The organism is Nocardiopsis mwathae (genome assembly GCF_014201195.1).
GTDB classification, from domain to species: Bacteria; Actinomycetota; Actinomycetes; order Streptosporangiales; family Streptosporangiaceae; genus Nocardiopsis_C; species Nocardiopsis_C mwathae.
On record NZ_JACHDS010000001.1, the window covers coordinates 3,434,516 to 3,459,455 of the forward strand.

Annotated in this window: 23 protein-coding genes and 1 pseudogene; 15 read left to right on the forward strand and 9 right to left on the reverse strand. The window is 74.0% G+C overall.

Annotation, left to right across the window (positions count from 1 at the left end; genetic code table 11):
- Positions 1-253: 253 nt before the first annotated feature.
- Both HNR23_RS14815 and HNR23_RS14820 read left to right on the forward strand, forming a co-directional pair.
- Entirely contained in the window at positions 254-766 is a 513-nt protein-coding gene (locus HNR23_RS14815; protein WP_184076134.1) for a hypothetical protein, read from the forward strand.
- Between the two features lie 7 nt (positions 767-773).
- The gene (locus tag HNR23_RS14820; protein WP_184076135.1) at positions 774-1,268 is read left to right on the forward strand and encodes a ferritin-like domain-containing protein; all 495 of its coding nucleotides are present in this window, start codon (positions 774-776) and stop codon (positions 1,266-1,268) included.
- A 78-nt stretch (positions 1,269-1,346) separates the two neighbouring features.
- On the opposite strand, the gene HNR23_RS14825 is transcribed toward HNR23_RS14820, so the two are convergent.
- On the reverse strand, positions 1,347-3,101 hold the full coding sequence (locus HNR23_RS14825) for a proline--tRNA ligase (RefSeq protein ID WP_184076136.1): 1,755 nt from the start codon (positions 3,099-3,101) through the stop codon (positions 1,347-1,349).
- 214 nt (positions 3,102-3,315) lie between these two features.
- On the opposite strand from HNR23_RS14825, the gene HNR23_RS14830 reads away from it, so the two are divergent.
- The 3 genes from HNR23_RS14830 to HNR23_RS14840 all read left to right on the forward strand — a co-directional run bounded on the left by HNR23_RS14830 (position 3,316) and on the right by HNR23_RS14840 (position 7,238).
- Positions 3,316-4,431 carry an LLM class flavin-dependent oxidoreductase gene (locus tag HNR23_RS14830; RefSeq protein WP_184076137.1) on the forward strand — a complete coding sequence of 372 codons (1,116 nt, stop codon included), beginning with the start codon at positions 3,316-3,318 and terminating at the stop codon, positions 4,429-4,431.
- A gap of 13 nt (positions 4,432-4,444) precedes the next feature.
- Positions 4,445-5,569, forward strand: coding sequence for a phenylacetate--CoA ligase family protein (locus HNR23_RS14835; RefSeq protein WP_221308123.1), 1,125 nt, complete (start codon positions 4,445-4,447; stop codon positions 5,567-5,569).
- A gap of 61 nt (positions 5,570-5,630) precedes the next feature.
- Positions 5,631-7,238 carry an AMP-binding protein gene (locus HNR23_RS14840; RefSeq protein ID WP_246421763.1) on the forward strand — a complete coding sequence of 536 codons (1,608 nt, stop codon included), beginning with the start codon at positions 5,631-5,633 and terminating at the stop codon, positions 7,236-7,238.
- Here HNR23_RS14840 and HNR23_RS14845 read toward each other — a convergent pair.
- Positions 7,212-8,210: an EamA family transporter gene (locus tag HNR23_RS14845; RefSeq protein ID WP_246421768.1), complete on the reverse strand. Its 999-nt coding sequence runs from the start codon at positions 8,208-8,210 to the stop codon at positions 7,212-7,214. The two genes, HNR23_RS14840 and HNR23_RS14845, sit on opposite strands and share 27 nt — an antisense overlap.
- A 91-nt stretch (positions 8,211-8,301) precedes the next feature.
- Between HNR23_RS14845 and HNR23_RS14850 the strand changes: the two genes are divergently transcribed.
- Positions 8,302-8,862 carry a MarR family winged helix-turn-helix transcriptional regulator gene (locus HNR23_RS14850; RefSeq protein WP_184076139.1) on the forward strand — a complete coding sequence of 187 codons (561 nt, stop codon included), beginning with the start codon at positions 8,302-8,304 and terminating at the stop codon, positions 8,860-8,862.
- Between the two features lie 86 nt (positions 8,863-8,948).
- Here the strand turns inward: HNR23_RS14850 and HNR23_RS14855 are convergent, their stop codons facing one another.
- Both HNR23_RS14855 and HNR23_RS14860 read right to left on the reverse strand, forming a co-directional pair.
- Positions 8,949-9,380, reverse strand: a complete 432-nt coding sequence (locus HNR23_RS14855; RefSeq protein ID WP_184076140.1) for a Zn-ribbon domain-containing OB-fold protein — start codon at positions 9,378-9,380, stop codon at positions 8,949-8,951.
- Positions 9,377-10,573: a thiolase C-terminal domain-containing protein gene (locus HNR23_RS14860; protein ID WP_184076141.1), complete on the reverse strand. Its 1,197-nt coding sequence runs from the start codon at positions 10,571-10,573 to the stop codon at positions 9,377-9,379. The genes HNR23_RS14855 and HNR23_RS14860 overlap by 4 nt, the downstream gene beginning before the upstream one ends.
- 259 nt (positions 10,574-10,832) lie before the next feature.
- Between HNR23_RS14860 and HNR23_RS14865 the strand changes: the two genes are divergently transcribed.
- From HNR23_RS14865 to HNR23_RS26830, 6 genes and pseudogenes are all read left to right on the forward strand, one after another.
- Complete coding sequence (locus HNR23_RS14865; protein WP_184076142.1) at positions 10,833-11,384, forward strand: flavin reductase; 552 nt, start codon at positions 10,833-10,835, stop codon at positions 11,382-11,384.
- Between the two features lie 53 nt (positions 11,385-11,437).
- Positions 11,438-12,292, forward strand: coding sequence for a spermidine synthase (locus tag HNR23_RS14870; RefSeq protein ID WP_184076143.1), 855 nt, complete (start codon positions 11,438-11,440; stop codon positions 12,290-12,292).
- 740 nt (positions 12,293-13,032) lie between these two features.
- A complete protein-coding gene (locus HNR23_RS14875) occupies positions 13,033-13,401 on the forward strand; it encodes a hypothetical protein (RefSeq protein ID WP_184076144.1) in 369 nt (122 codons plus the stop codon).
- 86 nt (positions 13,402-13,487) lie between these two features.
- Positions 13,488-14,240, forward strand: coding sequence for a TetR family transcriptional regulator (locus tag HNR23_RS14880; protein ID WP_184076145.1), 753 nt, complete (start codon positions 13,488-13,490; stop codon positions 14,238-14,240).
- A complete protein-coding gene (locus tag HNR23_RS14885; protein ID WP_184076146.1) occupies positions 14,237-14,965 on the forward strand; it encodes a DNA alkylation repair protein in 729 nt (242 codons plus the stop codon). The genes HNR23_RS14880 and HNR23_RS14885 overlap by 4 nt, the downstream gene beginning before the upstream one ends.
- Before the next feature lie 486 nt (positions 14,966-15,451).
- Positions 15,452-15,874 (forward strand): annotated as a pseudogene (locus HNR23_RS26830) (FkbM family methyltransferase); the annotation flags it as partial.
- Between the two features lie 50 nt (positions 15,875-15,924).
- On the opposite strand, the gene HNR23_RS14895 reads toward HNR23_RS26830, so the two are convergent.
- Together HNR23_RS14895 and HNR23_RS14900 are read right to left on the reverse strand one after the other, a co-directional pair.
- Positions 15,925-17,238 carry a thiolase C-terminal domain-containing protein gene (locus tag HNR23_RS14895; RefSeq protein ID WP_246421769.1) on the reverse strand — a complete coding sequence of 438 codons (1,314 nt, stop codon included), beginning with the start codon at positions 17,236-17,238 and terminating at the stop codon, positions 15,925-15,927.
- A 395-nt stretch (positions 17,239-17,633) separates the two neighbouring features.
- Entirely contained in the window at positions 17,634-17,939 is a 306-nt protein-coding gene (locus tag HNR23_RS14900) for a Dabb family protein (protein WP_184076148.1), read from the reverse strand.
- A gap of 191 nt (positions 17,940-18,130) precedes the next feature.
- Between HNR23_RS14900 and HNR23_RS14905 the strand changes: the two genes are divergently transcribed.
- Both HNR23_RS14905 and HNR23_RS14910 read left to right on the forward strand, forming a co-directional pair.
- On the forward strand, positions 18,131-19,201 hold the full coding sequence (locus tag HNR23_RS14905) for an LLM class flavin-dependent oxidoreductase (RefSeq protein WP_184076149.1): 1,071 nt from the start codon (positions 18,131-18,133) through the stop codon (positions 19,199-19,201).
- A gap of 82 nt (positions 19,202-19,283) precedes the next feature.
- Positions 19,284-20,882, forward strand: coding sequence for an AMP-binding protein (locus tag HNR23_RS14910; protein ID WP_184076150.1), 1,599 nt, complete (start codon positions 19,284-19,286; stop codon positions 20,880-20,882).
- Positions 20,883-21,295: 413 nt separating this feature from the next.
- Here HNR23_RS14910 and HNR23_RS14915 read toward each other — a convergent pair whose 3' ends face one another.
- A complete protein-coding gene (locus tag HNR23_RS14915) occupies positions 21,296-22,231 on the reverse strand; it encodes a cyclase family protein (RefSeq protein ID WP_184076151.1) in 936 nt (311 codons plus the stop codon).
- 109 nt (positions 22,232-22,340) lie between these two features.
- On the opposite strand from HNR23_RS14915, the gene HNR23_RS14920 reads away from it, so the two are divergent.
- Positions 22,341-23,603 (forward strand): serine hydrolase, encoded by a 1,263-nt coding sequence (locus HNR23_RS14920; protein WP_184076152.1) that lies wholly within the window; start codon positions 22,341-22,343, stop codon positions 23,601-23,603.
- Here HNR23_RS14920 and HNR23_RS14925 read toward each other — a convergent pair.
- Positions 23,600-23,992, reverse strand: coding sequence for a hypothetical protein (locus tag HNR23_RS14925; RefSeq protein WP_184076153.1), 393 nt, complete (start codon positions 23,990-23,992; stop codon positions 23,600-23,602). The genes HNR23_RS14920 and HNR23_RS14925 overlap by 4 nt on opposite strands.
- Positions 23,993-24,025: 33 nt before the next feature.
- Positions 24,026-24,790, reverse strand: a complete 765-nt coding sequence (locus HNR23_RS14930) for an SDR family NAD(P)-dependent oxidoreductase (protein ID WP_184076154.1) — start codon at positions 24,788-24,790, stop codon at positions 24,026-24,028.
- Between the last annotated feature and the right edge of the window lie 150 nt (positions 24,791-24,940).

Sequence of the window (24,940 nt, forward strand, 5' to 3'; positions counted from 1 at the left end):
ATTCCACCCGCGCTCCTCCGCGAGGACGGGGCGGTCCAGCTCTTGACATAAGTTGTCCGCACGTCGCGACGACGGCGGTTTGGGATCAAGCCTATCCACAGTCCGTGTCTCCCCAGGCCCCTCCGCACCGCGAACGCACGTGCATCTTCCAGTGTGGCCGCACGGGCCGGGATTGCGCGAATGGCGCGCCCGCCGTGGAAAGATGGACGCCTGATCATCGGGATGACCATTCGAAAGAGTGAGGAGCAGGGGCTTGGGCCAGGATGACGGAGCCGTCAGCCGACGCACGGTCGTCATCGGCGCGGTCGTCGGCCTGGTGGGCCTCGGACTGGCCGGCTGCCAGGGGCCGCGCTGGTATCCCGGCGAGGTCGGTCCGGATGAGTACGTGCTGCGGGCGGTGATCACCGAGAAGGAGCGGATGATCGCCCGCTACGAGGCGGCGGTGTCCGCCGGTTCGGGCCCCGCGGACCTGCTCCAGCGGCTGCTCGATGACCACCGCGGCCACCTGGACGCGCTGCGGGAGAGGCTCCCGGACTCCGACGGGGAGGACGCGCGGCCCGGTGAACCCGCCGCCTCGCCCTCCCCCGCACCGGCCCCCGTCCCCCGGGAGGGGGTCGCGGCGGACGCGCTGCGCGTGGCGGAATGGGGCGCCGCGGACGCTCGGGTGCGCCAGGCGGCCAAGGTGTCGGACTCCGGCCTGGCCCAGCTGATCGCCTCCGTCGGCGCCTGTGAACTCGGACACGCACACCTGCTCGCGGAGGCCTAGCCACGACATGAGCGCATCAACCGACGAGCAGCGGGAATTCACCGACACCGGCGCGCTGCGGCTCGCCCTGCGCGCGGAGCACGCCGCCGTCTACGGCTACGCGTTCATCGGCGCGCACTGCGCCGACGCCCGGCGCGACCGCGCCTACGCGCACTTCGACGCCCACCGGGCCCAGCGTGACGCCCTGCGGTCGCTGCTGGTGGAGCACGGGGCCGAGCCCGACGCGGCCGAGCCGTCCTACGGCCTGCCCGGCTCGACCGACGACGCCGACCTGGACGCGTTCGCCCGGGACATGGAGGAGCGGACCGCCCAGGGCTATCTGGAGCTGGCCGCCGCCTCCGACCCGGTCCTGCGCGACCTCGCGGCACGCTCCCTGCAGGCCGCCACCGTGCGCGGCCTGCAGTGGGGCGGAACGCTCACGCCCTTCCCGGGCTACAGGGCCGACCGGAGCCCGGACGCCGATACGGCCGATACGGCCGATACGGCCGATACGGAGGAGTAGCCGCCCCGCGATGGTCACGGCGACGGGTGGCGAGAACCGGACGGAACCGACACCCATGCCATGACCACCGCGCGGAGGTCAGGAGCCCGCGACGGCGGCGGTGACCCGGTCGACCGCGGTGTCCAGGGTGATCTCCGCACGTTCGCCGGTGGCACGGTCGCGCAGTTCCACGACGCCCTGGGCCAGGCCCTTGCCGACGATCACGGCGGTGGGGATGCCCAGCAGCTCGGCGTCGGTGAACTTCACCCCCGGGGAGACGCCCTTGCGGTCGTCGACGAGCACCCGTACTCCCCTGGCCTCCAGCTCTCCGGCGATGCGCAGGGCGACCTCGATCTGCTCGCCCTTACCGGTGCCGACCACGTGCACGTCGGCCGGGGCGATCTCCCGCGGCCAGACGATGCCCTTGTCGTCGTGGGACTGCTCGGCGATGGCGGCGACGGCACGGGAGATACCGATGCCGTAGGAGCCCATGGTGATGCGCTTGGGCTTGCCGTCGGGACCGAGGGCGTCGACCTCGAAGGCGTCGGTGTACTTGCGGCCGAGCTGGAACACGTGGCCGATCTCGATGCCGCGGGCGGTGTAGAGGGTGCCCTGCCCGTCGGGCGAGGGGTCGCCGTCGCGGACGTCGGCGACGTCGATGGTGCCGTCCGGGGTGAAGTCGCGCCCGCAGACGAGGTTCATGACGTGGTGGTCGGCCTTGTCGGCGCCGGTGATCCAGCGGGTGCCTTCGGCGACACGCGGGTCCACCAGGTAGCGGAGCTTGTTGGCGAGCAGGGCGTTGGGGCCGACGTAGCCCTTGACCAGGAACGGGTTGGCGGCGAAGTCCTCGTCGTCGACCATGGCGACCTCGGCGGGTTCGAGGGCCGCCTCCAGCCGCTTGACGTCGACCTCGCGGTCACCGGGCACCCCGATGCCCATGATCTCCCAGTCCTCGGTGCCGGGGAGGCGGACCTTGAGGAGGACGTTCTTCAGCGTGTCGGCGGCGGTGACGGTGCGGTCCACCAGGCCGGAGGCGTTGAAGAAGTCGACCAGGGTCGCGATGGTCGGGGTGTCGGGCGTGTGGTGCACCACGGCCTCCGGCTGCCCCTCGACGGGGAGGGGGGGCGGAGCGGGGACGCGCACGGCCTCGACGTTGGCGGCGTAGTCGGACCCGGTGCTGCGGACGAAGGTGTCCTCACCGGTGGGTGCCTCGGCGAGGAACTCCTCGGAGGCCGAGCCGCCCATGGCGCCGGAGGTGGCGGCCACGATCACGTACTTCAGGCCGAGGCGGTCGAAGATCCTGATGTAGGCGTCGCGGTGCGCGTCGTAGGAGGCCTGCAGCCCCTCGTCATCGATGTCGAAGGAGTAGGAGTCCTTCATGTGGAACTCGCGGCCGCGCAGGATCCCGGCCCGGGGGCGGGCCTCGTCGCGGAACTTCTCCTGGATCTGGTAGAGGACCACCGGGAAGTCCTTGTAGGACGAGTACTCGCCCTTGACCAGGGTGGTGAACACCTCTTCGTGGGTGGGGCCGAGGAGGTAGTCGGCGCCCTTGCGGTCGACCAGGCGGAAGAGGGTGTCGCCGTACTCGGTCCAGCGCCCGGTGGCCTCGTAGTACTCGCGCGGCAGCAGCGCGGGCAGCAGCAGCTCCTGGCCGCCGATGCGGTTCATCTCCTCGCGGACCACCTCGGCGACGTTGTCCAGCACGATCTTGCCGAGCGGCAGCCAGGAGTAGATCCCCGGCGCGGCGCGGCGCACGTACCCGCCGCGGACCAGCAGCTTGTGGCTCGGCACCTCGGCGTCCGCCGGGTCCTCACGCAGGGTGCGCAGGAACAGGGTCGACATCCGCAGTAGCACGGCCACTCCTCGGTAGTGATGGGGAAAACGCTGCGGCTCAAAGCGCGACGTCCTTGAGCGGTGGAGAACCAGGCTAGCGGCCCTGCGGCGTGCTCACAGCCCGGCCGACGCCCCGGGCGGCGGACGGCACGGTGTGCGGCCCTATTCTCAGCGGGGCAGGCCGCTGCTACGCTACCAAGCGAACGCTTGGTTGATATCGCCATCGGAGGCGTGCATGCCGTCGCTTCGCGTCAGCCTGGGGTACGAGGTCGAGGTCCGCGGCCGCACGAAGGACGTGGAGAAGCGCGCGTTCGACGGCGCCGTCGCCCAGGCGGAGCTGGCGGACGACCTCGGGTACGAGGCCGTGTGGTTCGTCGAACACCACTTCACGCGGGGGTTCTCGCATTCGTCCGCGCCGGACCTGATCCTCGCGGCGATCTCACAACGGACCCGACGGCTGCGGCTCGGCCTGGGGGTGGTGCTGCTCCCGTTCCAGTCTCCCGTGCGGACGGCCGAACGCGTGGCGACCCTGGACGTGCTGTCCGGCGGACGGGTCGAGTTCGGCACCGGGCGCGGCGCCTCGCCCCTGGAGTACCAGGCGTTCGACCGGCCTTTCGAGCGGTCGCGGCGGATCTGGGAGGAATCGCTCGACGCGGTGCTGCGGATCTGGGCCGCCGAAGGCGGCCCGGTGACCATCGACACCCCCTACTTCACCGTGCCCGGTGTCTCGGTCCACCCGCGCCCCGCACAGGACCCGCACCCTCCGGTGTGGGTGGCCTCGACCAGCCGGGACGGCTACCGTGCCGCCGCTCGGCGCGGGTACCACCTGCTCGGTATGACGATGCTCAAGGGTGTGGACGACGTCGCCGAGGACATCGCCGAGTACAGGCGGACCCTGGCCGAGCACGGCTTCGACCCCGACACGCGCCGCGTCGCACTGATGGTCCCCTGGCACGTGGCGCCCACCCGCGACGAGGCGGTCGCCACCGCGGCCGACGCCGTGCTCTGGTACATCCGCCGCCAGGTCAACCTGGTGACACCACCCGACTACTACGACGCGCGGCACGCCACCCACCGCGTCCTCGGGCAACTCGCGGCGGGGATGCCGGCCGAGGCCGCCCTGGAGACGCTGCGCGACCACCGCATGGTCGTCATCGACGACGTCGAGGGGTCCCGCCGGGCCGTCGACCGCATCCGCGCGGCCGGGGCCACCGACCTCATCCTGCAGGCCCAGGTCGGCGGGCTCGACCACGAGCATGTGTGCGACACCATCAAGCTCTTCCATCGGGAGGTGGAGCCAGGGCGGGCATGGCGGGGACAGGGGACGCAAGAGGGACCGGCGAGCGGCTGAGGAGCGGTGGTCGATGACGAACGAGAACGTGCGGGGACCCTGGATCGGCGACGACGACACCGCCATCGGCCCGGTCGGCGGCTCCGGCCTGCTCCTCGTCTCCCCCGGTACCGGGACGGTCGCGGCGCTCGGGCCGGAGGACCGGCGCGCCGCGGTCGGCGTCGGCGCGCGGACGCTGGCCGCCGCCGGCGTCGGCGCGCACGACCGCGTCGTGGTCGCGCTGAACAACGAGGGCGGTCAGGCGGGCACGCTGCTGGCCGAAGCCGCCGTCGCCACCGGGGCGAGTGCCGCGGCGATCGGGCCGCGCGGCAGGATGCGCCTGCACGGTGCCCTGGAGGCGGTCGGTGCGACCACGCTGGTCGCCACCGCGACCGGCACGATGGATCTGCTCTCCCGCCTCCACCTGGAGTTCGGGATCGACCCGTTGGACCTCGGCCTGCGCCGTGTCCTTCTCGCCGGCGAGATCACCGAGCCGGAGGCGCGCCGCCGGCTCGCGGAGGAGTTCGACGCCGATGTCGTCGACCTCCTCATCGACCCGCGGTTCCACATCCCGCTGGCGCACGGCGACGGGACGGCCCTGGTCCCGGTGGAACCGGGAGCGGTCGGGCTCGCCCCGCTGACCGAGGACCGGCGGCTGGCGCCCCCCTATCCCGGGGGCGCGGCCGAGATCACCACGTGCCCGTTCTGGCACTCCGATCTGGCCGACGCGACCGTGCGCACCGGCCTGGTCGCGGTCCCCGCCGGCGGCGCGACGGCGGTCCCGCTGCCCCGCCACACCGTCGGCGACCGCGTGCTGGTGCGCGGCCAGTGGCTGTCGCTGGCCCGGCTGGAGCGGGCGCTGGCGTGCGTCGACGGCATCGCGCACTGGACCCTGCGGGTACGCCGGCCCGGGACCCTCGACAGCGCCGAACTCCGGGTCGCCTTCACCCGCGACTCGCTCGTGGGCGAGGCGATGTGGCACCGCCGCATCGAACAGGCCCTGGCCGGGCTGACCCCGGTGCGGATCGACCTCGCCGTCGAGCCGCGCACCGAGGACGAGCGCCGCCCCGGCACCGTGGCCGACGAACGCGGACACCACCTCGCGCGGACCCGTACGGAGGCGGAAAGGCGGCACGATGTGGAACTCCCCCGGCGCTGAGCCCCTCGGCGGTTCTCCCGAGATCGCCCCCGTGCCCCGAGGATGGACGACGATCCCCCGCATGCTGCGCGCGCAGGCCCGCGCCCGCCCGGATGCCGGGGTGCTGGTGGAGCGGGACACCCGGTGCACCCTCGCCGACCTGGCACGGGGGGCGGCCCGCGTGGCGCGGGCGATCGCGGCCGCCGACGTGCGCCCGGGCGACCGCGTGGCGGTGATCGGCCCCAACACCGCGCAGTGGGCGGTGCTCGCCTTCGGCGCGTGGGACAGCGGTGCCGTTCTCGTAGGGCTGTCGACGCGGTCCAGGGGGTTCGAGGTCGCCGAGCTGCTGCGCCGCACCGGCGCGCGGCTGCTGTTCACCACCGAGCGCTTCCTCGGCATCTCCTTCGTGCGCCTGATCGAGGCGGTCGTCGGCGGCCCGTGTGAGGGGCGGCCGTTCGCCGGGCTGCCCGACCTCGAACGGGTGGTGCTGACCGACACCGCACCGGACCACCCGGCCGCGGCGCGGTCGGGGATCGAGTCCTACGCGGTGTTCACCGACCGCGCCGACCGGGTGTCCACGGCTGTCGCCGAGGGGCGGGCGCAGGCGGTACTCGGCCAGGACCTGGCCGAAATCCTCGCCACGTCGGGGACCACGGGCGCGCCCAAGGGCGTGATGGTCCACCACGCCCAGCTGCTGCGCGGGTACTGGGACTGGTCGGCCGTGGTGGGGCTGGGCCCGGACGACACGTATCCGGTGATCGCCCCGTTCTCGCACGGGTTCGGGGTCAACGCGGGACTGCTGGCCGGAGTGATGCGGGCGGCGGCCGTGCTCCCCCAGCCCCGCTTCGATGCCGCGCGGCTGGTGGGCCTGATCGAGCACGACGGTGCCACGGTTCTGGCCGGCCCGCCCACGATGTTCCAGCGGATCCTCGACGAGATCGGCGCGGGGGCGATGGGGGGCGGCGCCGGACGCCGCGAGGTCCGGCTGCGGGTCGGGATCTGCGGCGCCGCCGCGGTCCCGCCCGAGCTGGTCCGGCGCCTGCTGGAGGACGGGGTGGTGCGCCGGATGGTCAACGCCTACGGACTGATCGAGGGCACGGTGGTGTCCATGACGCGGGCGGACGACCCGGTGGACGTCGTCGCCGGGACCGCCGGGCGGCCGATGCCGGGCGTGCGCGTCGAAGTCGTGGACGAGGGCGGCACGCCGCTGCCGCCCGGCCGGCGGGGCGAGGTCCGGGTCGCCGGATACGGCGTGATGCGCGGCTACTGGGGCGATCCGCGGCGCACCGCCGAGGCGATCGACGATGCGGGGCGGCTGCGCACCGGGGACATCGGCGTGCTCGATGCGGCCGGGAACCTGGCGATCGTCGACCGCGCCAAGGACGTCTTCGTCTGCGGCGGCTTCACCGCCTACCCGGCCGAGATCGAGCGGCTGCTGGTGCGCCACGGCGGCATCTCCCGAGCGGCGGTCATCGGCGTCCCCGACCCGCTGCTGGGCGAGGTCGGCCGCGCCTATGCGGTGCCGCGCCCCGGAGCGCGCCCCACCGCCGAGGAGGTCCTGTCCTGGGCGCGGGAGCACATGTCGAACTACAAGGTGCCGCGCCGCCTGGAGTTCGTCGACGCACTGCCGACCAACCCGAACGGGAAGGTCGACAAGGCCGTCCTACGCCGTCGCGCCGCCGGGACGTGAGGCGTCGGCTTCAGCCCGCCGCGCCGACCGCGGCTGCCACTGTCCGGCCGCCATCGCGCCCAGCGCGACGAGGAAGCCGAGGAGCTGCCACGGGGTCAGCGCCTGGCCCAGTACCAGGAACCCGGCGATCAGCGCGGCCATCGGGTTGGTCAGCCCGAGGAAGCTCACCTGCGCCGGGGCCAGTCGTTCGATGCCGCGGAACCACAGGATGTAGGCGAGCGCGGTTCCGAACAGGCCGAGGTAGACGAAGCCGGCGGCGTTGGTCGCGCTGATCGCGGGCGGTGCCCCTTCCACCGCCAGGGCGATCGGGGCGAGCACGAGTCCGCCGACGGTCAGCTGCCAGGCGGCGAGCGCGACCAGGGAGACCCCGGCCGGGCGCCCCCAGCGCTTGCCCAGCACGACCGCGGTTCCGATCAGCAGCACGCCGGCGACCTGAGCGGCGACGCCGATGGGGTCGATGGACGCCTCGCTCGTCAGCACCATGAGCCCGACGCCGATGACCCCCGCGATCGCGGCGAGTGCCGACCACAGCGTGGGCCGGGTGCCCAGGACCAGGGCGGAGAGTGCGAGGACCACGAGGGGCAGTACGGAGCCCACGGTGGCGGCCACGCCGCCGGGGAGCCGGTAGGCGGCGATGAACAGCAGTGGGAAGAACGCGCCGAAGTTCAGCACGCCGAGCACCGCCGCCTTCCACCACCAGTCGCCGGTGGGCAGCCGCCGGGTGAAGGCGAGCAGGATCAGCCCGGCGGGCAGGGCGCGCAGAGCGGCGACGAGGAGCGGCCGGTCCGGGGGCAGCAGCTCGGTGGTGACGACGTAGGTGGTGCCCCAGCTGACCGGGGCGAGCACGGTGAGCAGCACGTCGGCGACCCGGATGCGGGACGTCGCGGACGGGGTGGACGGGGTGGACGGGGGTGGGGATGGTGCTTGCCGGCGGTGGGCGGCGGTGGCCATGGCCGAGACCTCGACATTCATTTTCTTAACGTTGAACCAATCATCCTGAGCTATCATCTCAGCGTCAAGTAAATGAACATTGAGACATCTATCGCACGGCGAAGGAGAAGGCATGCCCGACGGCGGCAGGCGCGATGACGGGGCGGCGGAGCACGACGCGGTCGACGAGATCATCGACCAGTGGCGCACCGAGCGCCCGGATCTCGACGCCGAGGTGATGGCCGTCCCAGGGCGGATATGGCGCGCGGCGCACCTGCTCAGCCGTGCCGTCACCCGCCAGTACGCCGAACACGGCCTGGAGGGCTGGGAGTTCGACGTCCTCGCCACCCTCCGCCGCTCCGGCCCGCCCTACGCACTGAGCGGCAAGGAACTGAGCGCGGCGGCCATGATCACCTCCGGCGCGATCACCAACCGCGTCGACCGGCTCGTCGGCAAGGGCCTGGTCGAGCGGAACACCTCGCCGCATGACCGCCGCACCATGCTGGTCAGCCTCACCGCCGAGGGCCGGCGCCTGGCGGACGAGGCCGTGGAAGCCCACGTCGACAACGAGAAGCGCCTGCTGGCCGCCCTGTCCCCCGAGGACCGGGAGAGCATCAACGCCGCGCTGCGGCGCCTGCTGGTGTCCCTCGGCGACACGTCGCTGTCACCCGCGAAGTCCGACACCGGCCACTGATCGCCGCCCGCTCCGCCCGGTGCCGCTCCCGGAGCCACCGGGGTGCGGACCGCCGCCGAGAGCCCCGGCGCCCCGGGACCGACGGATCAGTGCGGCCCTTGCGCCGGCTCCGGGCGCCAGAGCAGCAGGGGCGTGCCGTCGGCGACATCGGTGAACACCGCGCGCACCGGGAGGTCCGGGTGCAGTCCACCCGGGGCGGCACCGGTCAGTCCGCCGTGGCAGAAGAGGCCCGGGGCGTCGTCCAAAGCGACGTGGAGGACGGTGTAGGGGGCCTCGTCGGCGAAGGCCGGGTGGACGGCGTGGTGGGTGACGACCCAGCTGACGACGCGGCCGGTGCCGCGAGCGGGGATCCACGACCAGGTGAAGGAGCGGCAGCGGGCACACACCTCGCGTGCGGGAAAGCGCAGGACACCGCAGTCGGCGCAGCGCTGGAGCAGGAACTCGTGCCGCCGCAGCGCCTCCCACCATGCCGCCGAATCGCGGTCGGCGGCGGGGCGCGGGCGCCGGTGGGCGCTCATCGGCCCGCCGTCAGCAGCAGCGCCGAGGTCCCCGCCAGCACGTGGCCGGGTTGGCCGGTCGTGAGCGCCACCTCGGCCCCGGGGACCTGGCGCTCACCCGCCTCTCCCCTCAGCTGCTGGACGGCTTCGGCCACGTGGTTGATGCCGTGCACGTATCCCTCCGACAGGAATCCGCCGTGGGTGTTGACCGGGAGCTCGCCGGTGAGCCGGGTCGCGCCCGAGGCGGCGTAGGGGCCGCCCTCGCCCTTGGCGCAGAAGCCGTAGTCCTCCAGTTGGACCAGGACGGTCCAGGTGAAGCAGTCGTAGATCTCGGCGACGTCGACGTCGCGCGGCCCCAGCCCGGCCATGGCGTACAGCCGGGGTGCCAGGCGGGCGGCCGACGACGTGGTCAGGTTCGCGTGGGGCGGCGGGGCGGGGCCGCGTGCCGCCGAGGAGTAGGCGGAGTGGCCGCCGCCCCACGCGGCGGCGGCGATGTCCACCGGCGGGTGGCGCAGGTCGCGGGCGCGTTCGGCCGACGTCACCACGACGGCGCAGGCCCCGTCGGTCTCCAGGCAGCAGTCCAGCAGACCGAACGGTTCGGCGATCCGGCGGGAGGCGAGGTGGTCGTCCATGCCGATGGGATCGCGCTTCACCGCCCGCGGGTTGGCCGCGGCGTTGGCCCGCTGCGTGACCGCGACGTGGCCGAGGTGTTCGCGCGTGGTGCCATAGGCGAGCATGTGGGCGCGGGCGGCCACCGCGTAGTGCTGGACGGGGGCCAGCAGCCCGTGGGGCGCCTGGTACTGCAGGTCGAACGCGCCGACCGGGGCGCGTCCCTGCCCGCCCGGGCGGAACTCCGAGCGCGCGTTGATCGCCCGGTAGCAGACCGCGGTCGTGGCCATGCCCGTCGCGACCGCCATCGCGGCCTGTCCGATCACCGCGTGCGAGACGCTGCCGCCGCCGAACTGGTCGAGGTACCAGTGCGGGTCGTCGATCCCCAGGGCCGGCCCGACCACCCACGGAGGTGCGGAGTCGCCGACCCGGTGGGTCGCGATCCCGTCGACGTCGTCGGCGCCGAGTCCGGCGTCGGCGAGCGCTTCCAGGATCGCAGCGCAGGCCAGCGTGGTCGTGCTCACGCCCGAGTCCCGGCTGAACGGCGTGTAGCCGATGCCGGCGATCGCCGCGGCTTCGGACAGTGCCCTGCCGCCGTCGCCCATGGGCTCTCCCTTCCTCCTCGTCCGGCGCCTCCGCCGTGTGCGGCGGGAGGAATCGGGCGGGAACGGGTGACGCGGTTCCGTCGTGAAGCTACAGTACTAACCAAGCAAGCGCTTGGCTAGGAGAGGGTGGAGCGCCGAGGAGCGCGGAAAGGCGGCGCGCGTGCCGACCGACGACTGTGCAGGCGGAGCGAGAGGCGCGGCCACGGCCGCGGGCGGCGGCCGCGGCCCGGCCGGACCCGCACACCCGGGTGGTGGCGCCGTGGACGGCCGACGGTTCCGCGACGTACTCGGCCGCTTCGCCACCGGCGTCGTCGCGGTCACCGGCCGCGACCCCGCCACCGGAGCTCCCGCCGGGATGGCCGCCAACTCCTTCACCTCGGTGTCCCTCGACCCGCCGCTCGTCGGCTTCTGCGTCGCCCACACCAGCTCCAGCTGGCCACTGCTGCGCGCCTCCCGCGGCCAGGTCGTCAACATCCTCGCCGCCGACCAGGAACACGCCTGTCGGCGGATGGCGGCCAGGGGCGGGGACAAGTTCGCCGACGTGGACACGGTTTCCTCACCCCGGGGCAACCCCGTACTGACCGGTGCGCTGGCCTGGCTGGAGTGCGACGTCGAGGCCGAACACGTGGCCGGGGACCACCTCATCGTCGTCTCCCGCGTGCACCGCCTCCACCTCGGCGAGGACTGCGGCGTCGGCCCCCTCGTCTTCTACCGCGGCGGCTACGGCCGCTTCCGCTCCGCCGTGTCCTCCGCCCGCGAGGCTCCGGCGTACGTGCGGGCAGCACACCCCCGTACCGTTGATGGACACTGACGGGGACAGGGCCCATGCGGCCCGCACGAGGGACGGCGAGTGGGTCGAGGCTGATGGCCAGGCAGGGAACACGAGGCGGTACGGCAGCGGCGGCAGCGGAGGCACCGGGCGTCGAACTCGTACGCGACGCCGACCGCCCCGACTCCTGGATGCTCGTGGTCGACGGCACCCCGCAGTCGCACGTCGACCTCGCCGACCCCACCCACCTCGACTTCGAGTACGTGCGGCGGCTCGGCCATGTGGCCGACCTGGCCGCACCCGGCGGCGAACCGGTCGACGCGCTGCACCTCGGGGCCGGCGCCCTCACCCTGGCCCGCTACATCGCCGCCACCCGCCCCGGCTCACGCCAGCGCGCCGTCGACATCGACGCCCGACTGGTCGAACTCGTCCGCGGCTCACTGCCCTGGGACCGGCGGGCCGACATCCGCGTCGGGATCGGCGACGCCCGGGAGTGGCTGGAACGGCGCCGCGACGCCTGCGCCGACCTGCTCGTCTGCGATGTGTTCGCGGGGGCGCGCACCCCGGCCGCCATGACCTCCGTGGAGTTCCACACCGCGGCCGCGCGGGTGCTGCGACCCGGCGGGGTGTTCGCGGCCAACATCGGCGACGGGCAGCGGCTGCGGCACGCCCGCGCCCAGGTCGCCACGGCCGCGCAGGTCTTCTCCGCCGTCGCGCTGGTCGCCGAACCGGGCGTGCTGCGCGGCCGCCGCTTCGGCAACCTGGTGCTGGTGGCCGCCGACCGCCCATTCCCCGTCGACGACCTGGCCCGGCGCGCACACCGCGATCCGGACATGGCGCGACTGCTCCACGGAGAGGAGCTGGAGCGGTTCGCCGCCGGTGCCGCACCGGTCTTCGACGCGACGGCCGAGGACTCCCCCGTGCCGCCCGAGGGGACCTTCGTCCGCTGAACTCCCGGTCCCGCGACTCCGATCCGGACCGGGGTGCGGCGGACCATTACGGTCGGCTCCCCGCCGCGGTTGCGGCCCCGACCCCAACGGCGCCCCGCCGCGGTCCGCAGGCGGACCGGCCCGCAGGTGGGGTGGGGGCGAATTCGCCCCCACCCCACCTGCCCCGCAGTGGCGCGTTCATCGCCGAGAGCCCCCGTGTTCCGGCTGCTGCGGTCGTGACCGTATTCGGCCACGGTGGTTGGCGATCACCGGAATCGGGCACCAGACGTGATGGCGACGAATTCGTGCCACGGGAGTGCCGTCCGGCGAGCGGGCGGCGCACCTGGAATTCCCCTGCCCGTGCACGCCTGTCCTTGAGGAGGGACAATGCCCCAGTCCTCCCCGATTCCGCCGACCCCCGGAGGCTGCAGCTGCGGACCCGGCTGCGGGTGCGGCTGCCAGAGCGGCGGCCCCTGCCAGTGCGGCGGAGGTTGCAGCTAGACACGCACGGCGAGACACGACCGGACGTCACGGAGAGCGAAGAATCCCCCACACAGCCCCGACGTCCACCTGAAGAGCACGGGTCGTCCCAGGCCCCCGGGGCGACCCGTGCATTGCCGTGCGCGCCCGGTTCCGCTGTCGGCTCCGGCGCGTCCTGTCGGCTTTCCCCCACACGCGTTGCCACAATGCGTAACAATGCATGCACACTCAGGCACTCGGGCGGGCTGGGGCGGAGCATCTTCGGCGGGGGGAATGGCACGATGTCGATTTCCGACATGTTCGCATCGGCGGCAGGGCAACTGGACGACCACGAACGGCTCCGCCTCTATGTCGAGGGCGTACGCGAACGGGCCGCCAAGGCGGTGCCGTGGGGGCCGGACACCGTCGGGATCCCCCGCCAGGTCGGCGACAGCCCGCTGCTGCGGATCAACGACGTCGCGTTCTACGCCAACGCGCGCGAGGAGGTCGCCGGCTTCGCGGAGCTGTGCCTGGGCCTGCTCACCCTGCACCAGCCGCGCGACGGCGGCGGCCTGACCAGCGGTAACACCGCCCCCGCGCAGCGCTGCAAGTGCTGCATGCTGCGTTGGCCCTGCCCGACGCTGCGCGAGATGGCCCGACTCCTCGACTGACCACCGCGCCGGCACGGCCCGGGGGGCACCGGTCGGCGCCGCGTCCACCGGACGCGCACTCCGACGTCGGCGGCATAATGAGGGGCGTGAACACCCCAGACCAGAACGCCTCGGTGACCTCCGGGGACACCTCCGGAAACGACGCCGCCGGGCGCAGCGCCCGCAGGCGCGGGCGGGGTCGCCAGGGCACCTCCGCGCTCGCCTCGGAGCGGCGCGGCAACCTGGTGCGGCTCGCGGCCGAGCTCTTCGCCGAGAAGGGCTTCCAGGCCACCACCGTCCGCGAGATCGCCGACGAGGCCGGGATCCTCTCCGGCAGCCTCTACCACCACTTCGACTCCAAGGAGTCGATCGTGGACGAGGTCCTCTCCTCCTTCCTCGACGACCTCCTGCGCGACTACCGCGCCGCCGTCGCCGAGGGCGGCGACCCGCGCGAGCTGCTGGGCCGCCTCGTCCACGCCGCCTACCGGTCGCTCCGGCCGCACCGCGCCGCCATAACGGTCGTGCAGAACGACTGGAACTACCTCCGCCAGTTCCCCCGCTTCGACTACCTCGGCACCTGCGAGCAGGAGATCCGCGACATCTGGATCGACGTCATCCGCGACGGCCAGGCCCGGGGCGTCTTCCGGACCGACATCGACCCCAAGCTCACCTACCGGATGATCCGCGACACCATCTGGGTGACGGTGCGCTGGTACCGGCCCGAGGGCGCGCTGAGCCCCGCTGACCTCGCCGATCACTTCATCTCGGTGTTCTTCGACGGCATCGTGCTGGGCGAGCGCGGCACCGCGCCACGGCCGGCGGCGCCGCCCTCCGCATCGACCTCCCCGGACGACGCATGACCGCGCACCTCGGGCTGATCGCCGCCGTCCGCGACCGGCTGTGCGAACTCGCCGACCCCGACAAGGCGGGCCCGATGCGCGCCTACATGAAGTCCGAGCTGCCGTTCCACGGGGTGCAGGCCGGGCCGCGGCGGCGCGCGATGGACGAGATCTTCGCCGCCTACCCGCTCGACGACGCCGCGGCGTGGGGGGACACCGTCCGCACCCTGTGGCGGGCGGCCACGCACCGCGAGGAGCGCTACGCCGCGGTCCAGCTGACCGGGCACCCCCGCTACCTGGACTTCCAGGGCACCGCCGCGGTGGGCCTGTACGAGGACCTGATCGTGGCCGGGGCGTGGTGGGACTACGTGGACGAGATCGCGGTCCGGCGCATCGGCCCGCTGCTGCGCGAGGACCCCGAGCGGATGCGGCCGCTCGTCCGCGGCTGGGCCCTGTCGGGCGACCTGTGGCTGCGACGCACGGCCATCATCTGCCAGAACGGCGCCGGTGCGCGGACCGACCCGGGGCTGCTGTTCGGCGTCATCGAGCCGAACCTGGACCACCAGGGGTTCTTCATCCGCAAGGCCATCGGGTGGGCGCTGCGCTCGTATGCGCGCGTCGAGCCCGACGCCGTGGCCCGCTTCGTGGCCGACACCGGGCAGCGGATGTCGCCGCTGTCGCGGCGCGAGGCGCTGAAGCACCTGCGGGTCCCCGAGAACGGACACGGCGCCCGCGCCCTCGTCTGACCGGCCGCGCCGACCCTGCGCCGGCCCCGCACCTCCCAGGAAATTCCCAGCGATCCGCGTTCCGGCCGTGACCCGAAGGCCGGGCGGCGTTACGCTGAGCGGGTTCGCCGATCCCCGGTGGTTGGACGGAGGGTGCCCATGGCCGAGCGGACGTCGTCGGCCGCTCAGCGGCTGCGTACCCGCAGGCGCACCTGGTACGGGATGAAGAGGCACGTCAAGCGGGTCCTCGGGTGGAGGCTGCCGAACCTGGCCATGCGCGGTGCGGTGCGGGTGGCCGCGCCCTCGCTGCGTGCCACCGGTCGGCTGCCGGCCCCCGCCGGGATCCCGGAGGTCACCGGCCGCGTCTACGGCTCGGAGTTCGCCATGCTCCGGCCGGCGCGGTGCGTGGTGGCCAAGGAGCTGTACTGGGGCGGCGGTCACCGCCCGCAGCCCGCCGACGACTTCGCGGTCCGGCTCTTCGCGGCCGTGGCCCGGCGCTGCGGCACGATGTTCGACATCGGCGCCTACACCGGGCTGTTCACCCTGGTCGGGACGGCCGTCAACCCGCGGATCCGGGCGCACGCCTTCGAGATCGCCCCCGAGGTCTACCACGCCCTGTTCGACAACTGCGTACGCAACCGGGTGCTGGACCGGGTCACCCTGCACCACACGGGTGTGGGCGACCCGGCGCGGCGGGCCACCATGCCCGTGCGCTCGGCCGACTCCGCCCTGCCCTGCTTCTACTCCGACGACATGGCCTTCGACGACGGGGTGCCCGTCGAGATCGTCGCCCTCGACGCGTTCACCGACACGGTGCCCCAGGGCGGCTCCACCGTGCTCAAGGTGGATGTCGAGGGCACGGAGACCGCGGTGTTCGAACACGGGTCGCGGTTCGTCAAGGAGCACCGCCCCGACATCCTGTGCGAGGTGCTTCCCGGTGCCGACACCGGCCGGCTGCACGCGCTGCTGGAGCCGCTGGGCTACCGGTTCCACCTGGTCGGCGAGCAGGCACTGGCCCCGGCCACCCCCGTACGGGGCCATGACCGGTTCCGCGACTGGTTCTTCACCACCCGCGCCCCCGCCGGGCTGCGGGAGCTCGGGATCCCGGTGGCGCGACTGCCGGAGGGACGGCGACCGGAGTCCGCCACGAGCAGCGCCGCGCTGCCGTAGGCGCCGCCGAACCCGGTGCACAGCGCCACCTCGGCGCCGGGAACCTGGTTCACGCCGTCGCCGCGCAGCTGGCGCACGGCCTCGGCCACGTTGTTCAGCCCGTGCACGTAGCCCTCGGAGAGCAGTCCGCCGTGCGGGTTGACCGGGATGCGTCCCGTGGCGCCGATGGCCCCGGTACGCAGCGCGTCGGCGAGGCCGGCCGGCGCGACCAGCCGGAAGTCGGTCAGCTGGCGGGGGACGAGGAAGGAGTAGGCGTCGTAGAGCAACGCCACGTCCACGTCCCGCGGCCCCATCCCGGCTGCGGCGTACAGCCGCGGGGCCAGGTCCGAGGAGAACACGGCGGCGGGATCGGGGCTGCGGTCGAGTCGGGAGAGGTCGGGGCGGCCACCGCGCACCACCGCGCGCACGCGCGGAGCACCCGCGGCGTCGGACCGGTCGGCCGCGGTGAGAACGAGCGCGCAGGCCCCGTCGGTCTCCTGGCAGCAGTCGGCCCGGCGCAGGGGGTCGGCCACCATCGGGGCGGCGCGGTGGTCGGCGGGCGGCAGGGGTGCACGGCGAAGGGCGCGCGGGTTGGCGGCGGCGTGGTCGCGCGAGGCCGCGACGACGGCCGCCAGGTCGTCGGTGTCCAGGCCTGCGGTGTGCAGGTAGGCGCGGGCCACCAGGGCGAAGTGTTCGACCGGGCCCAGGACGCCGTAGGGGAGGGTGAACTGGGCCTCGATCCCCGTGCCCAGGCGCAGGCCCTGCCGGTTCATCCGGTGCCCGGAGCGCCCGTTGAGGGCGCGGGAGACGAGCACGGTGGCCGCCTGCCCGGTGGCGATGAGCATGGCGGCGTCGCCGAGGAGGGAGGCGCACTGGGTGCCGCCGCCGTGGACGTCGTTGTGCCAGCCGAGCCGGGGCAGGGCGAGTTCGCGGGCGAGGCCGGTGGCGGGCGCCTGGTCCGCCTCGCCGAGGTGGTAGGTGAGGATGGCGTCGACGTCGGTCGGCTCCAGTCCGGCGTCGGCCAGCGCGGCGCGGGCGGCCTCGGCGGCAAGGGACAGCGCACTGCGGCCGGAGGAGCGGGTGAGGGCGGTCATTCCGACGCCGGTGACGGCGGCGCGGTCGGCGATCCCGTCGTGGCGGCGCATCGGTGCCCTCCGTCGGTGCGGCCGATCGCGCGGCGGTTCGGCGGAGGTGGGCGGCGCGGTTCGACGCCACCTGCCGGAGAAGGGGCGCGATCCATCTCCGACAGGCGACGCGTTCTTCCATGCCTGCCGTCCGGCACACCCGGCGGACCTGCGGTCCGCCGAACGCTCTCACCGGGCTGCGGCCATGTCCCGACGCTAATACCGAATCATGTTCCGGGGCAAGCCTCGAAAAGGAACTTGTTACAGTTCGTTCCGCCCGACCACAGGAGACCGAGAGAAGCACCTGGGGGCGTGATCACCGGGTTCCACGCACGGCGGACACCCCACTTTGAAACCAGAACAAGAACATGATCTAACTCAGTGTCGCCCACCGGAGAGCATCCGCCGGACACGACCTAACCGGGGTCGGTGATGCGGATCTGCGCCGACGCGCGGTCGGCGAGCAGCGGGCGGATCAGGGCCAGCACCTCCTGGTGGTCGGGGTGGTCGCGGTACACGTCGAGCGCCTTCTCGTCGGCCAGGTCGGCGACGACCGCGAAGTCGTAGGTGCCCTCGCTGACACCGAGGTCCGACCCGAAGGTGTAGTCCCTCAGCTCGGGGATGCGCGAAGGCAGCCGGGACAACCCGTCGACCACCGCCTCCACCTGGTCGGGGGTGACGCCGTCGGTCCAGCGGAACAGTGCGATATGCCGAAGTGCCATGGTCGCGAACCTACCGCGCGCCGGTCGGACGGGGACAGGCGGCAGGCGGCAGGCGGTGCGGGGCGCCGCCGCATCGCGCCGCCCGTGGATCTGGCCGCCCTCCGACCGCCCTGTTACGCTGACCAAGCGAGCGCTTGGTGAACTTGGTGTGCGCACGGCGCCGCCGCCATCCGCGTGAGGAGCGGCTCCCGATGAGGTTCTCCACCTTCCACCTGTTCCACCGGTTCGACGGCCAGTCGCACCGGGAGGTCTACGACCACCACATCGAACTCGTCGAGCTGGCCGAGGAGCTCGGCTTCGACGGTGTCCGCCTGGCCGAGCACCACTTCCGCGACTACGGGGTGGTGCCCTCGATCCTCACCTTCCTCGGCCACCTCGCGGCGCGCACCGAACGGCTGCGGCTGGGCACCGGCATCGTGGTACTGCCGCTGCACCACCCCGTCCACGTCGCCGAGCAGGCCGCGCTGGTGGATGTACTGTCCGGCGGGCGGCTCGACTTCGGGGTCGGCCGCGGTTACCAGAGCTTCGAGTTCGACGGCTTCGGGGTCGACCTCGCCGAGGCGCGGGCGCGCTTCGACGAGTCCCTGGACGTCGTCCTGGGCCTGTGGAGCGGCAAGGAGTTCCGGCACACCGGGGACTTCAGCCGGGTCGCACCCGGCCTCGCCGACGGCGTGCGGCTGCACCCCGCGCCCTTGCAGGCGCCGCATCCGCCCGTGCACGTCGCCGCCGTCAGCCCGGAGACGGTCGAGCGGTACGCGGCGCGCGGACTGCCCATCCTGGCCGACCCGGCCGCGCCCTTCCGCCGGGTCGCCGAGGCCGCCGCGGCCTGGCGCGCGACCGCGACCGCCCACGGTCACGACCCCGAAGCGGCGGAGCTGGTCGTGAGCCGGTCGGTGTACGTGGCGCCCACCGCCGAGCAGGCCCGCGCGGACCTGGAGCGGTTCGAGGCCTCCTTCGACCGCGCACGCCTGTTCAACCGGCGCAGCGCTCCCATCGACGCCCGCACCGGCGAGGTGGCCCAGGGGTTCGAGTACTGGCAGAACCGGTACCTCAAGGGCGGCTCGGTCGGCCCCGACTTCCGCTGGGAGCAGCTGGAGGTCATCGGCGACCCCGGGCGGGTGATCGGGCAGATCGGCATGCTCCGCGACATGGGCTTCGACCACCTCCTCTGCGACTTCGGCAGCACCCGTCCGATGCCCGTCGAGGAGGCCCGCCGCGTGCTGTCCTTCTTCGCCGCCGAGGTCATGCCCGCGTTCCGGTGACGCCCGGGACCCGCTCCCCCCTCCCCGCCCCGTCCACCCGGTGTCCTGACGCCCGACCCCCCCGCGACGAACGGAGACCCCCATGCCCGAGCCCGCCGCGAGCGGCACCGCCGCGCTGCCCGCGACCCGGCCCGACACCGTCCACCGGCTCACACTGGGCGACATCCTGCGCGAGCACCGCCGCAGCCACCCGCACACCACCGCCGCCGTCGACGGCGGCATCCGGCTCACCTACCCGCAGCTCGACGACCGGGTGAACCGGCTGGCCGAGGCCCTGCGCGCGGCCGGGGTGGGGCGCGGGGACCGGGTGCTGCACATCGGCCGCAACTCGGTGCGCCTGCAGGAGGCGCTGCTCGCCGCCGCCAAGCTCGGCGCCGTCTTCGTCCCCGCGAACTGGCGGCAGAGCACCGACGAGCTCGCGTTCGTCCTCGGCGACCTCGCCCCCGCCGCGGTCTTCTGGCAGCCGCGGACCGCGGCCGAACCGCTCGCCCGGGACCGGGCCGCGGCGGGAGCCCCGGAGCCGTGGATCCGGTGCGGCGGCCCCGACGACGCCTACGAGCGATTCCTCGCGTCCGGGCCGGCCCACGACCCCGAGGAGCCGGTGCACGGCGCCGAGCCCGTCCTCGGCCTCTACACGGCGGCCTTCGACGGCCGCCCCGACTGCGCGCTGCTCAGCCACGACGCACTGGTCGCGCACAGCACCACGCTGCTGTGGCTGCGCCGCATCCGCCCGGGATTCACCTTCCTCAACAGCGGCCCGCTGTTCCATGTCGGCACCCTCATGTTCCACCTGGCCGCTTTCCACGCCGGGGGCACCAACGTCTTCATGCCCGACTTCGACCCCGCCGAGGCGGCGCGGCTGATCGAGGCGGAGCGGGTGGACCACATGTTCGGCTTCGGCCCGATGCTCGACGCCGTCGCCGCCGCCAACACCGCCGGGGACGGCCGCCCCCGGCACGACCTGTCCAGCCTGCGCTTCACCTCGCACTCCCCGGACTGGGACGCGCAGATCACCGTGGGAACCGACCCGTGGAACGCCTCGGGGATGGGCGGCTACGGCCAGACCGAGGTCGGCGGCATGCTCACCTTCCTGGCCCTGGGCATGGGCGGGGCGGGGACGGCCGGACGGCCCTCGCCCCTGGCGCAGGTGCGCGTCGTCGGACCGGATGGCACGGAGCTTCCGGTGGGCGCGACCGGCGAGCTCGTGGCGCGCGGGCCGAGCCTGTTCAGCGGCTTCTTCGACCGCCCCGCGCTCAACGCCCGCAGGGCGGCGGGCGGCTGGCACCATACCGGCGACCTCGGGCGGCGGGAGCCCGACGGCACGATCACGTTCATCGGGCCGTGCACGCGGATGATCAAGTCCGGCAACGAGAACATCTACCCGGCCGAGGTGGAGCGCGCGCTGGCCGCGCACCCGGAGGTGGCCGAGGCCGCGGTGATCGGCGTCCCCGACGGCACGTGGGGCCAGAGCGTCACCGCGATCGTGCGGCGCGCGCCCGGCTCCGCGCTCACCGGGGAGCGCCTGATCGAGCACGTGCGCGCGGCCATCGCCTCCTACAAGAAGCCGCGCCGCGTGGTGTTCGTCGACGAGGAGCTGCCGAAGTCGGGGCCGGGCCCCGACTACACCGCGCTGGACGCCGCCTACGGCGGCGGTGGCTACCCGGGGGCGTCCGGCACCTGACCCCGGGCGCGCCGTGCCATGGCGCGCGGTCGGGGCCTTCGTCTCCCGCTCCTCGTGGTCCCTCGACCACCGGCGGTCCGCCGACCCGTCCGCCGGGTCGGGGAAACCGGCCCCAGGAGCGGGGGACAGCCCCTGGGACCGGAGTGGGGGATGGGCGGTCCGGCCAGCGGCTCCCGGGATGGTGCTCGGACCGGGTGCGCGACCGGAGGGGGGTTCCGCACGCCCATGACGTTAGCGGGGTCTAGGTCACGCCGACGGTCTATTCAGATAACCGGAATGTCTCGATTCAATGGAGGAGGCAACCATCCGCAATAAGGCTGACCTGCCACCATAAGCGGAACATAAAGCGAAACTCCAGAGGTTCCGGTATGTCCGTTCCTACAGAACTCTCCGGGACGATCCCATCGAACCGGCTAGAGGACCGCCAGCGGATTGATCGGACTTCCGGTCCCGCCCTCGATGGGCAGGGGAACCGCGATGAAGAGGAAGTCGCAGCGCCGCGCGGCCGCGGCCGCCTCGGCCAGCTCCTCCAGCCACAGCAGCTCCGCCAAGTGGATGCCGTGCCGCCAGAGGAGTGTCAGGTGCAGGTCGTCGTCGACGTCCTCGGCGGACCGGCCGTCGGCGCCGAGCCCCTGCACGGCCGCGTTGTCCATGGCGACCATCACCACGTCCCGCTCGGCCAGCCAGCGCCCGGCGTCGGCCGCGAGGCCCGGCTGGCCCGACCGGTACAGCGCGGGGTCCTCGGCCCAGGCCCGCGGCCAGCCGGTGCGGACGACCGCGACGTCGCCGGGGCCGGGCTCGGAGCCGACGCGCGCGCAGATCTCCGCCAGCTCCGCCGCGCCGATCCGGTCGGCGGGTTCCAGCCGGGCCGCGCCCCGGTGGGCGGCGGCGTCGAGCAGCACCCCCCGGGCGACCACCCCGCGCGCGGCCGCGTGCTCGATGCCCAGCCGTGTGGCCCCGTAGCTGCGGACGCGCGCGGCAGGGTGTCCGTTGTACAGCTCCTCCCCCGCCCACATGTGGCACAGCGCGTCCATGTGGGTCGTGGTGCCGTGCGGTGAGAGGAGCAGCGCGTCGTCGGCGATCCTCGCCCCGTCGGAGCGGACACCGGCGGCGTAGTCGCCGCCGTCGACGGACATGAAGTGCTGCGGGAGGGGTCTCCCGGCCAGGTGCGGGACGGTGGTGGGGGCGGGCCCCGAGGTGGCGCCCCGGATCGGCATGGCGAGGCTGACCACCCGCCCGTCCCGCGCCGCCCCGAGCGCGGCGAGCACGGTCGCCGGGGTCAGGAGGTTGAGGGCGCCCTGCTGGTCGTCGTCCCCCCAGCGGCCCCAGTTGTGCGGTGGTTTCGGCATACCTGACACCCTCTCGTGTGGTTCGGGTGGATTACAGTCGGTCCGGCAGGGGCGCCCGCGCCCCGCGCAGGGACGCCGGGGGCGGCCACGAGGCGAAAGGGAGTGGGACGTGGCGATCGCGACGGGGGAGGCCGGGATCCACGGCGCCTGCGCACCGGAGTTCGCGCGGGTCCGCGAGGTCTTCGCGGACAACTTCGCGCGCGGAACGGAGACCGGCGCGGCCTTCGCCCTCTACATCGGTGACGAGCCGGTGGTGGACCTGTGGGGCGGCCTCGCCGACCACAGGGCGCAGACCCCCTGGGAGCACGACACCCCCTGCCTCGCCTTCTCCTGCACCAAGGCGCTGACCGCGGCCGCGGCGCTGCGGGCCGCCGAGCGCGGCGGCCACGACCTGGGCGCGCCGGTGGCCTCGTGGTGGCCGGAGTTCGCCGTGCGGGGCAAGGAGCGCGTCACCGGCGAGCAGCTGCTGGCGCACCAGGCCGGGCTGCCCGCCTTCGACCGGGGCGTGTCGGTGGCCGAGGCCGCCGATCCCGCGGCCATGGCCGACCGGCTGGCCGGGCAGGCGCCCGAGTGGGCGCCGGGCACCGCGCACGGCTACCACGCGCTGACCTACGGGTGGCTGGCCGGCGAGATCGTACGCCGACTCGACGGGCGCACGGTCGGGCGGTACGTGGCCGAGGAGATCGCCGGTCCGCTGGGGCTCGACCTGTGGGTCGGGGCTCCGGACGGGGTCCTGGACCGCACGGCCCGGCTGACCACCGGCCGGACCGGCCGGACCGACCGGGCACCGGCCGCGAATCGGACCGGTACGGACGGCGGGACCGCACCGCCCGCCGCCTCCGGGGCCCGCCCGGCGGACGGCCCACCGGCCGACGGTCCGCGGGCGCGGCTGGCCCGCGACGCCGCCGACCCGCTGAGCATGTTCTCCCGCGCCTTCGCCAACCCCGACGTCGCCGCCGTCCCCGGGCGCTACAACAACCGCGAGGTACTGCGCGCGGGCTGGCCGGCGTCCGGCGTCATCACGACCGCCCCCGCACTCGCCGGGTTCTACCGCGACCTGGCCGCAGGTCGGATCGTCTCCCCCGATACGCTGCGCGACGCGCTGCGGCCCCGCGCCACCGGCCCGGACCGGGTCCTGCACCTGGACAGCTCCTTCGGCCTGGGATTCATGCGCCCCTCGCTGACCTTCGCCGTCCCCCGCGCCGCCCGGCAGGGCGCGTTCGGCCACACCGGAGCGGGCGGCTCGATCGGCCTGGCCGACATCGACCACGGCATCGCCCTCGCCTATGTGATGAACCGCACGGGCACCGAACTCTCCGGCGGCCTGCGCGCCATGCGCCTGATCAAGGCCGCCTACGACTGCCTGCGCTAGTCGTACTGCTCCGCGAGGCCGGTGACGCGGGAGGCGGGAGGTCCGCTCATCGCGGGGTGGAAGCGATGGCGATCGCCGGGGTTCGGCCGTCCGGCGGACGCCCTCCGCGTCTCGGTTGCGGACCGGTGGGGGCGTGCGCAGGCCCGTTCTCCGGACATGGTCCGTTCGGAGCGCTCGACCGTGCCGTAGGTCCGGGACCGGTACGGGCGGGTGCGCCGGTGCTGGGTCCCGTGCCGGAACGCGGCGGCGGTCGCCGTCTTCCGGCCGGGCGGCATCGCGCCGCAGGCCCGGCGGGAGTGGTCGTCGACGGCGCCGGGGATGCGGGCGGCGCCGGAGGCCGCCGCGGCCCACCGGCCCCGGGGCCAGGGCCCCGCGTCCGGACCGCGCACCCCGCACCCCGCGCATGCGCGGGCCAGGTGCCGTCATTGCATGGTGATCCCGCCGCTGACCGACAGCGTCTGGCCGGTGATGTAGGCGGCGGACGGGGAGGCGAGGAAGGCGACCGCCGCAGCCACGTCGGCGGGGGTGCCGAGGCGGCCGGCGGGGATCCGCCGGGTGAGCTCGGCCACGAGACCGGGGTGGCGGGCACCGACCTCGCGCAGCATGGGGGTGTCGGTCGGGCCGGGGCAGACCACGTTGCTGGTCACCCCGTACCGGGCCGTCTCCCTGGCCAGGGTCTTGGCCAGGCCGAACAGGGCCGACTTGGTGGCCGCATAGGCGCCCTCCCCGCCCGCCCCGGCGCGGGCGCCGTCGGAGGAGACGAACACCAGGCGGCCGCGGCCGCGCGCGATCATCCCGGGCAGGAACGCGCGGGTGAGCAGCATGGGGGCGCGGGTGTTCACCCGCCACATGAGGTCCCAGTCGGCGGGGTCGCTCTCGGCGAAGGGGCCGAGGACACCGATGCCCGCGTTGTGCACGAGCACGTCGACGTGCGGGGCGATGCCGCGGATCCGTGCCACGCCCGCCTCCACCCGGGACCGGTCCCCCAGGTCGATGCCGACGGCCCGGCCCGCGGGCAGGGTCCGGGCGACCTCCCGCGCCCGGTGTTCGTCGAGGTCGCACACGATGACCTCGGCCCCCGCCTCGGCGAGTGCCGCGCAGACGGCGCGACCGATACCGCCCGCGCCGCCGGTGACGAGCGCGGTGGGGGCGCGGGTTCCCTGCGGTGTGCCAAGCGACTCGGCCATACGTCTCGCCCCTTCTCCCACCTGGCTCCGCGGGCGCCGGACGCGCCTCATCGCCGGTCCGTTTCCGGCATATTGTCGACCACCCAAGCATACGCTAGGTTGGTTAACCGAACGTGCTCCGTCGGCGCTCCACCGGCACGGGAGGAGGCG

Excerpts from the sequence above, each read along its gene's own strand:
- HNR23_RS14850 (WP_184076139.1), top strand. The coding sequence starts at position 8,302 with ATGCCCGACGGCGGCAGGCGCGATGACGGGGCGGCGGAGCACGACGCG.
- HNR23_RS14845 (WP_246421768.1), bottom strand. The coding sequence starts at position 8,210 with ATGAATGTCGAGGTCTCGGCCATGGCCACCGCCGCCCACCGCCGGCAA.
- HNR23_RS14870 (WP_184076143.1), top strand. The coding sequence starts at position 11,438 with ATGGCCAGGCAGGGAACACGAGGCGGTACGGCAGCGGCGGCAGCGGAG.
- HNR23_RS14910 (WP_184076150.1), top strand. The coding sequence starts at position 19,284 with ATGCCCGAGCCCGCCGCGAGCGGCACCGCCGCGCTGCCCGCGACCCGG.
- HNR23_RS14875 (WP_184076144.1), top strand. The coding sequence starts at position 13,033 with ATGTCGATTTCCGACATGTTCGCATCGGCGGCAGGGCAACTGGACGAC.
- HNR23_RS14915 (WP_184076151.1), bottom strand. The coding sequence starts at position 22,231 with ATGCCGAAACCACCGCACAACTGGGGCCGCTGGGGGGACGACGACCAG.
- HNR23_RS14900 (WP_184076148.1), bottom strand. The coding sequence starts at position 17,939 with ATGGCACTTCGGCATATCGCACTGTTCCGCTGGACCGACGGCGTCACC.
- HNR23_RS14840 (WP_246421763.1), top strand. The coding sequence starts at position 5,631 with ATGCTGCGCGCGCAGGCCCGCGCCCGCCCGGATGCCGGGGTGCTGGTG.
- HNR23_RS14895 (WP_246421769.1), bottom strand. The coding sequence starts at position 17,238 with ATGCGCCGCCACGACGGGATCGCCGACCGCGCCGCCGTCACCGGCGTC.
- HNR23_RS14905 (WP_184076149.1), top strand. The coding sequence starts at position 18,131 with ATGAGGTTCTCCACCTTCCACCTGTTCCACCGGTTCGACGGCCAGTCG.
- HNR23_RS14830 (WP_184076137.1), top strand. The coding sequence starts at position 3,316 with ATGCCGTCGCTTCGCGTCAGCCTGGGGTACGAGGTCGAGGTCCGCGGC.
- HNR23_RS14855 (WP_184076140.1), bottom strand. The coding sequence starts at position 9,380 with ATGAGCGCCCACCGGCGCCCGCGCCCCGCCGCCGACCGCGATTCGGCG.
- HNR23_RS14835 (WP_221308123.1), top strand. The coding sequence starts at position 4,445 with ATGACGAACGAGAACGTGCGGGGACCCTGGATCGGCGACGACGACACC.
- HNR23_RS14820 (WP_184076135.1), top strand. The coding sequence starts at position 774 with ATGAGCGCATCAACCGACGAGCAGCGGGAATTCACCGACACCGGCGCG.
- HNR23_RS14860 (WP_184076141.1), bottom strand. The coding sequence starts at position 10,573 with ATGGGCGACGGCGGCAGGGCACTGTCCGAAGCCGCGGCGATCGCCGGC.
- HNR23_RS14885 (WP_184076146.1), top strand. The coding sequence starts at position 14,237 with ATGACCGCGCACCTCGGGCTGATCGCCGCCGTCCGCGACCGGCTGTGC.
- HNR23_RS14930 (WP_184076154.1), bottom strand. The coding sequence starts at position 24,790 with ATGGCCGAGTCGCTTGGCACACCGCAGGGAACCCGCGCCCCCACCGCG.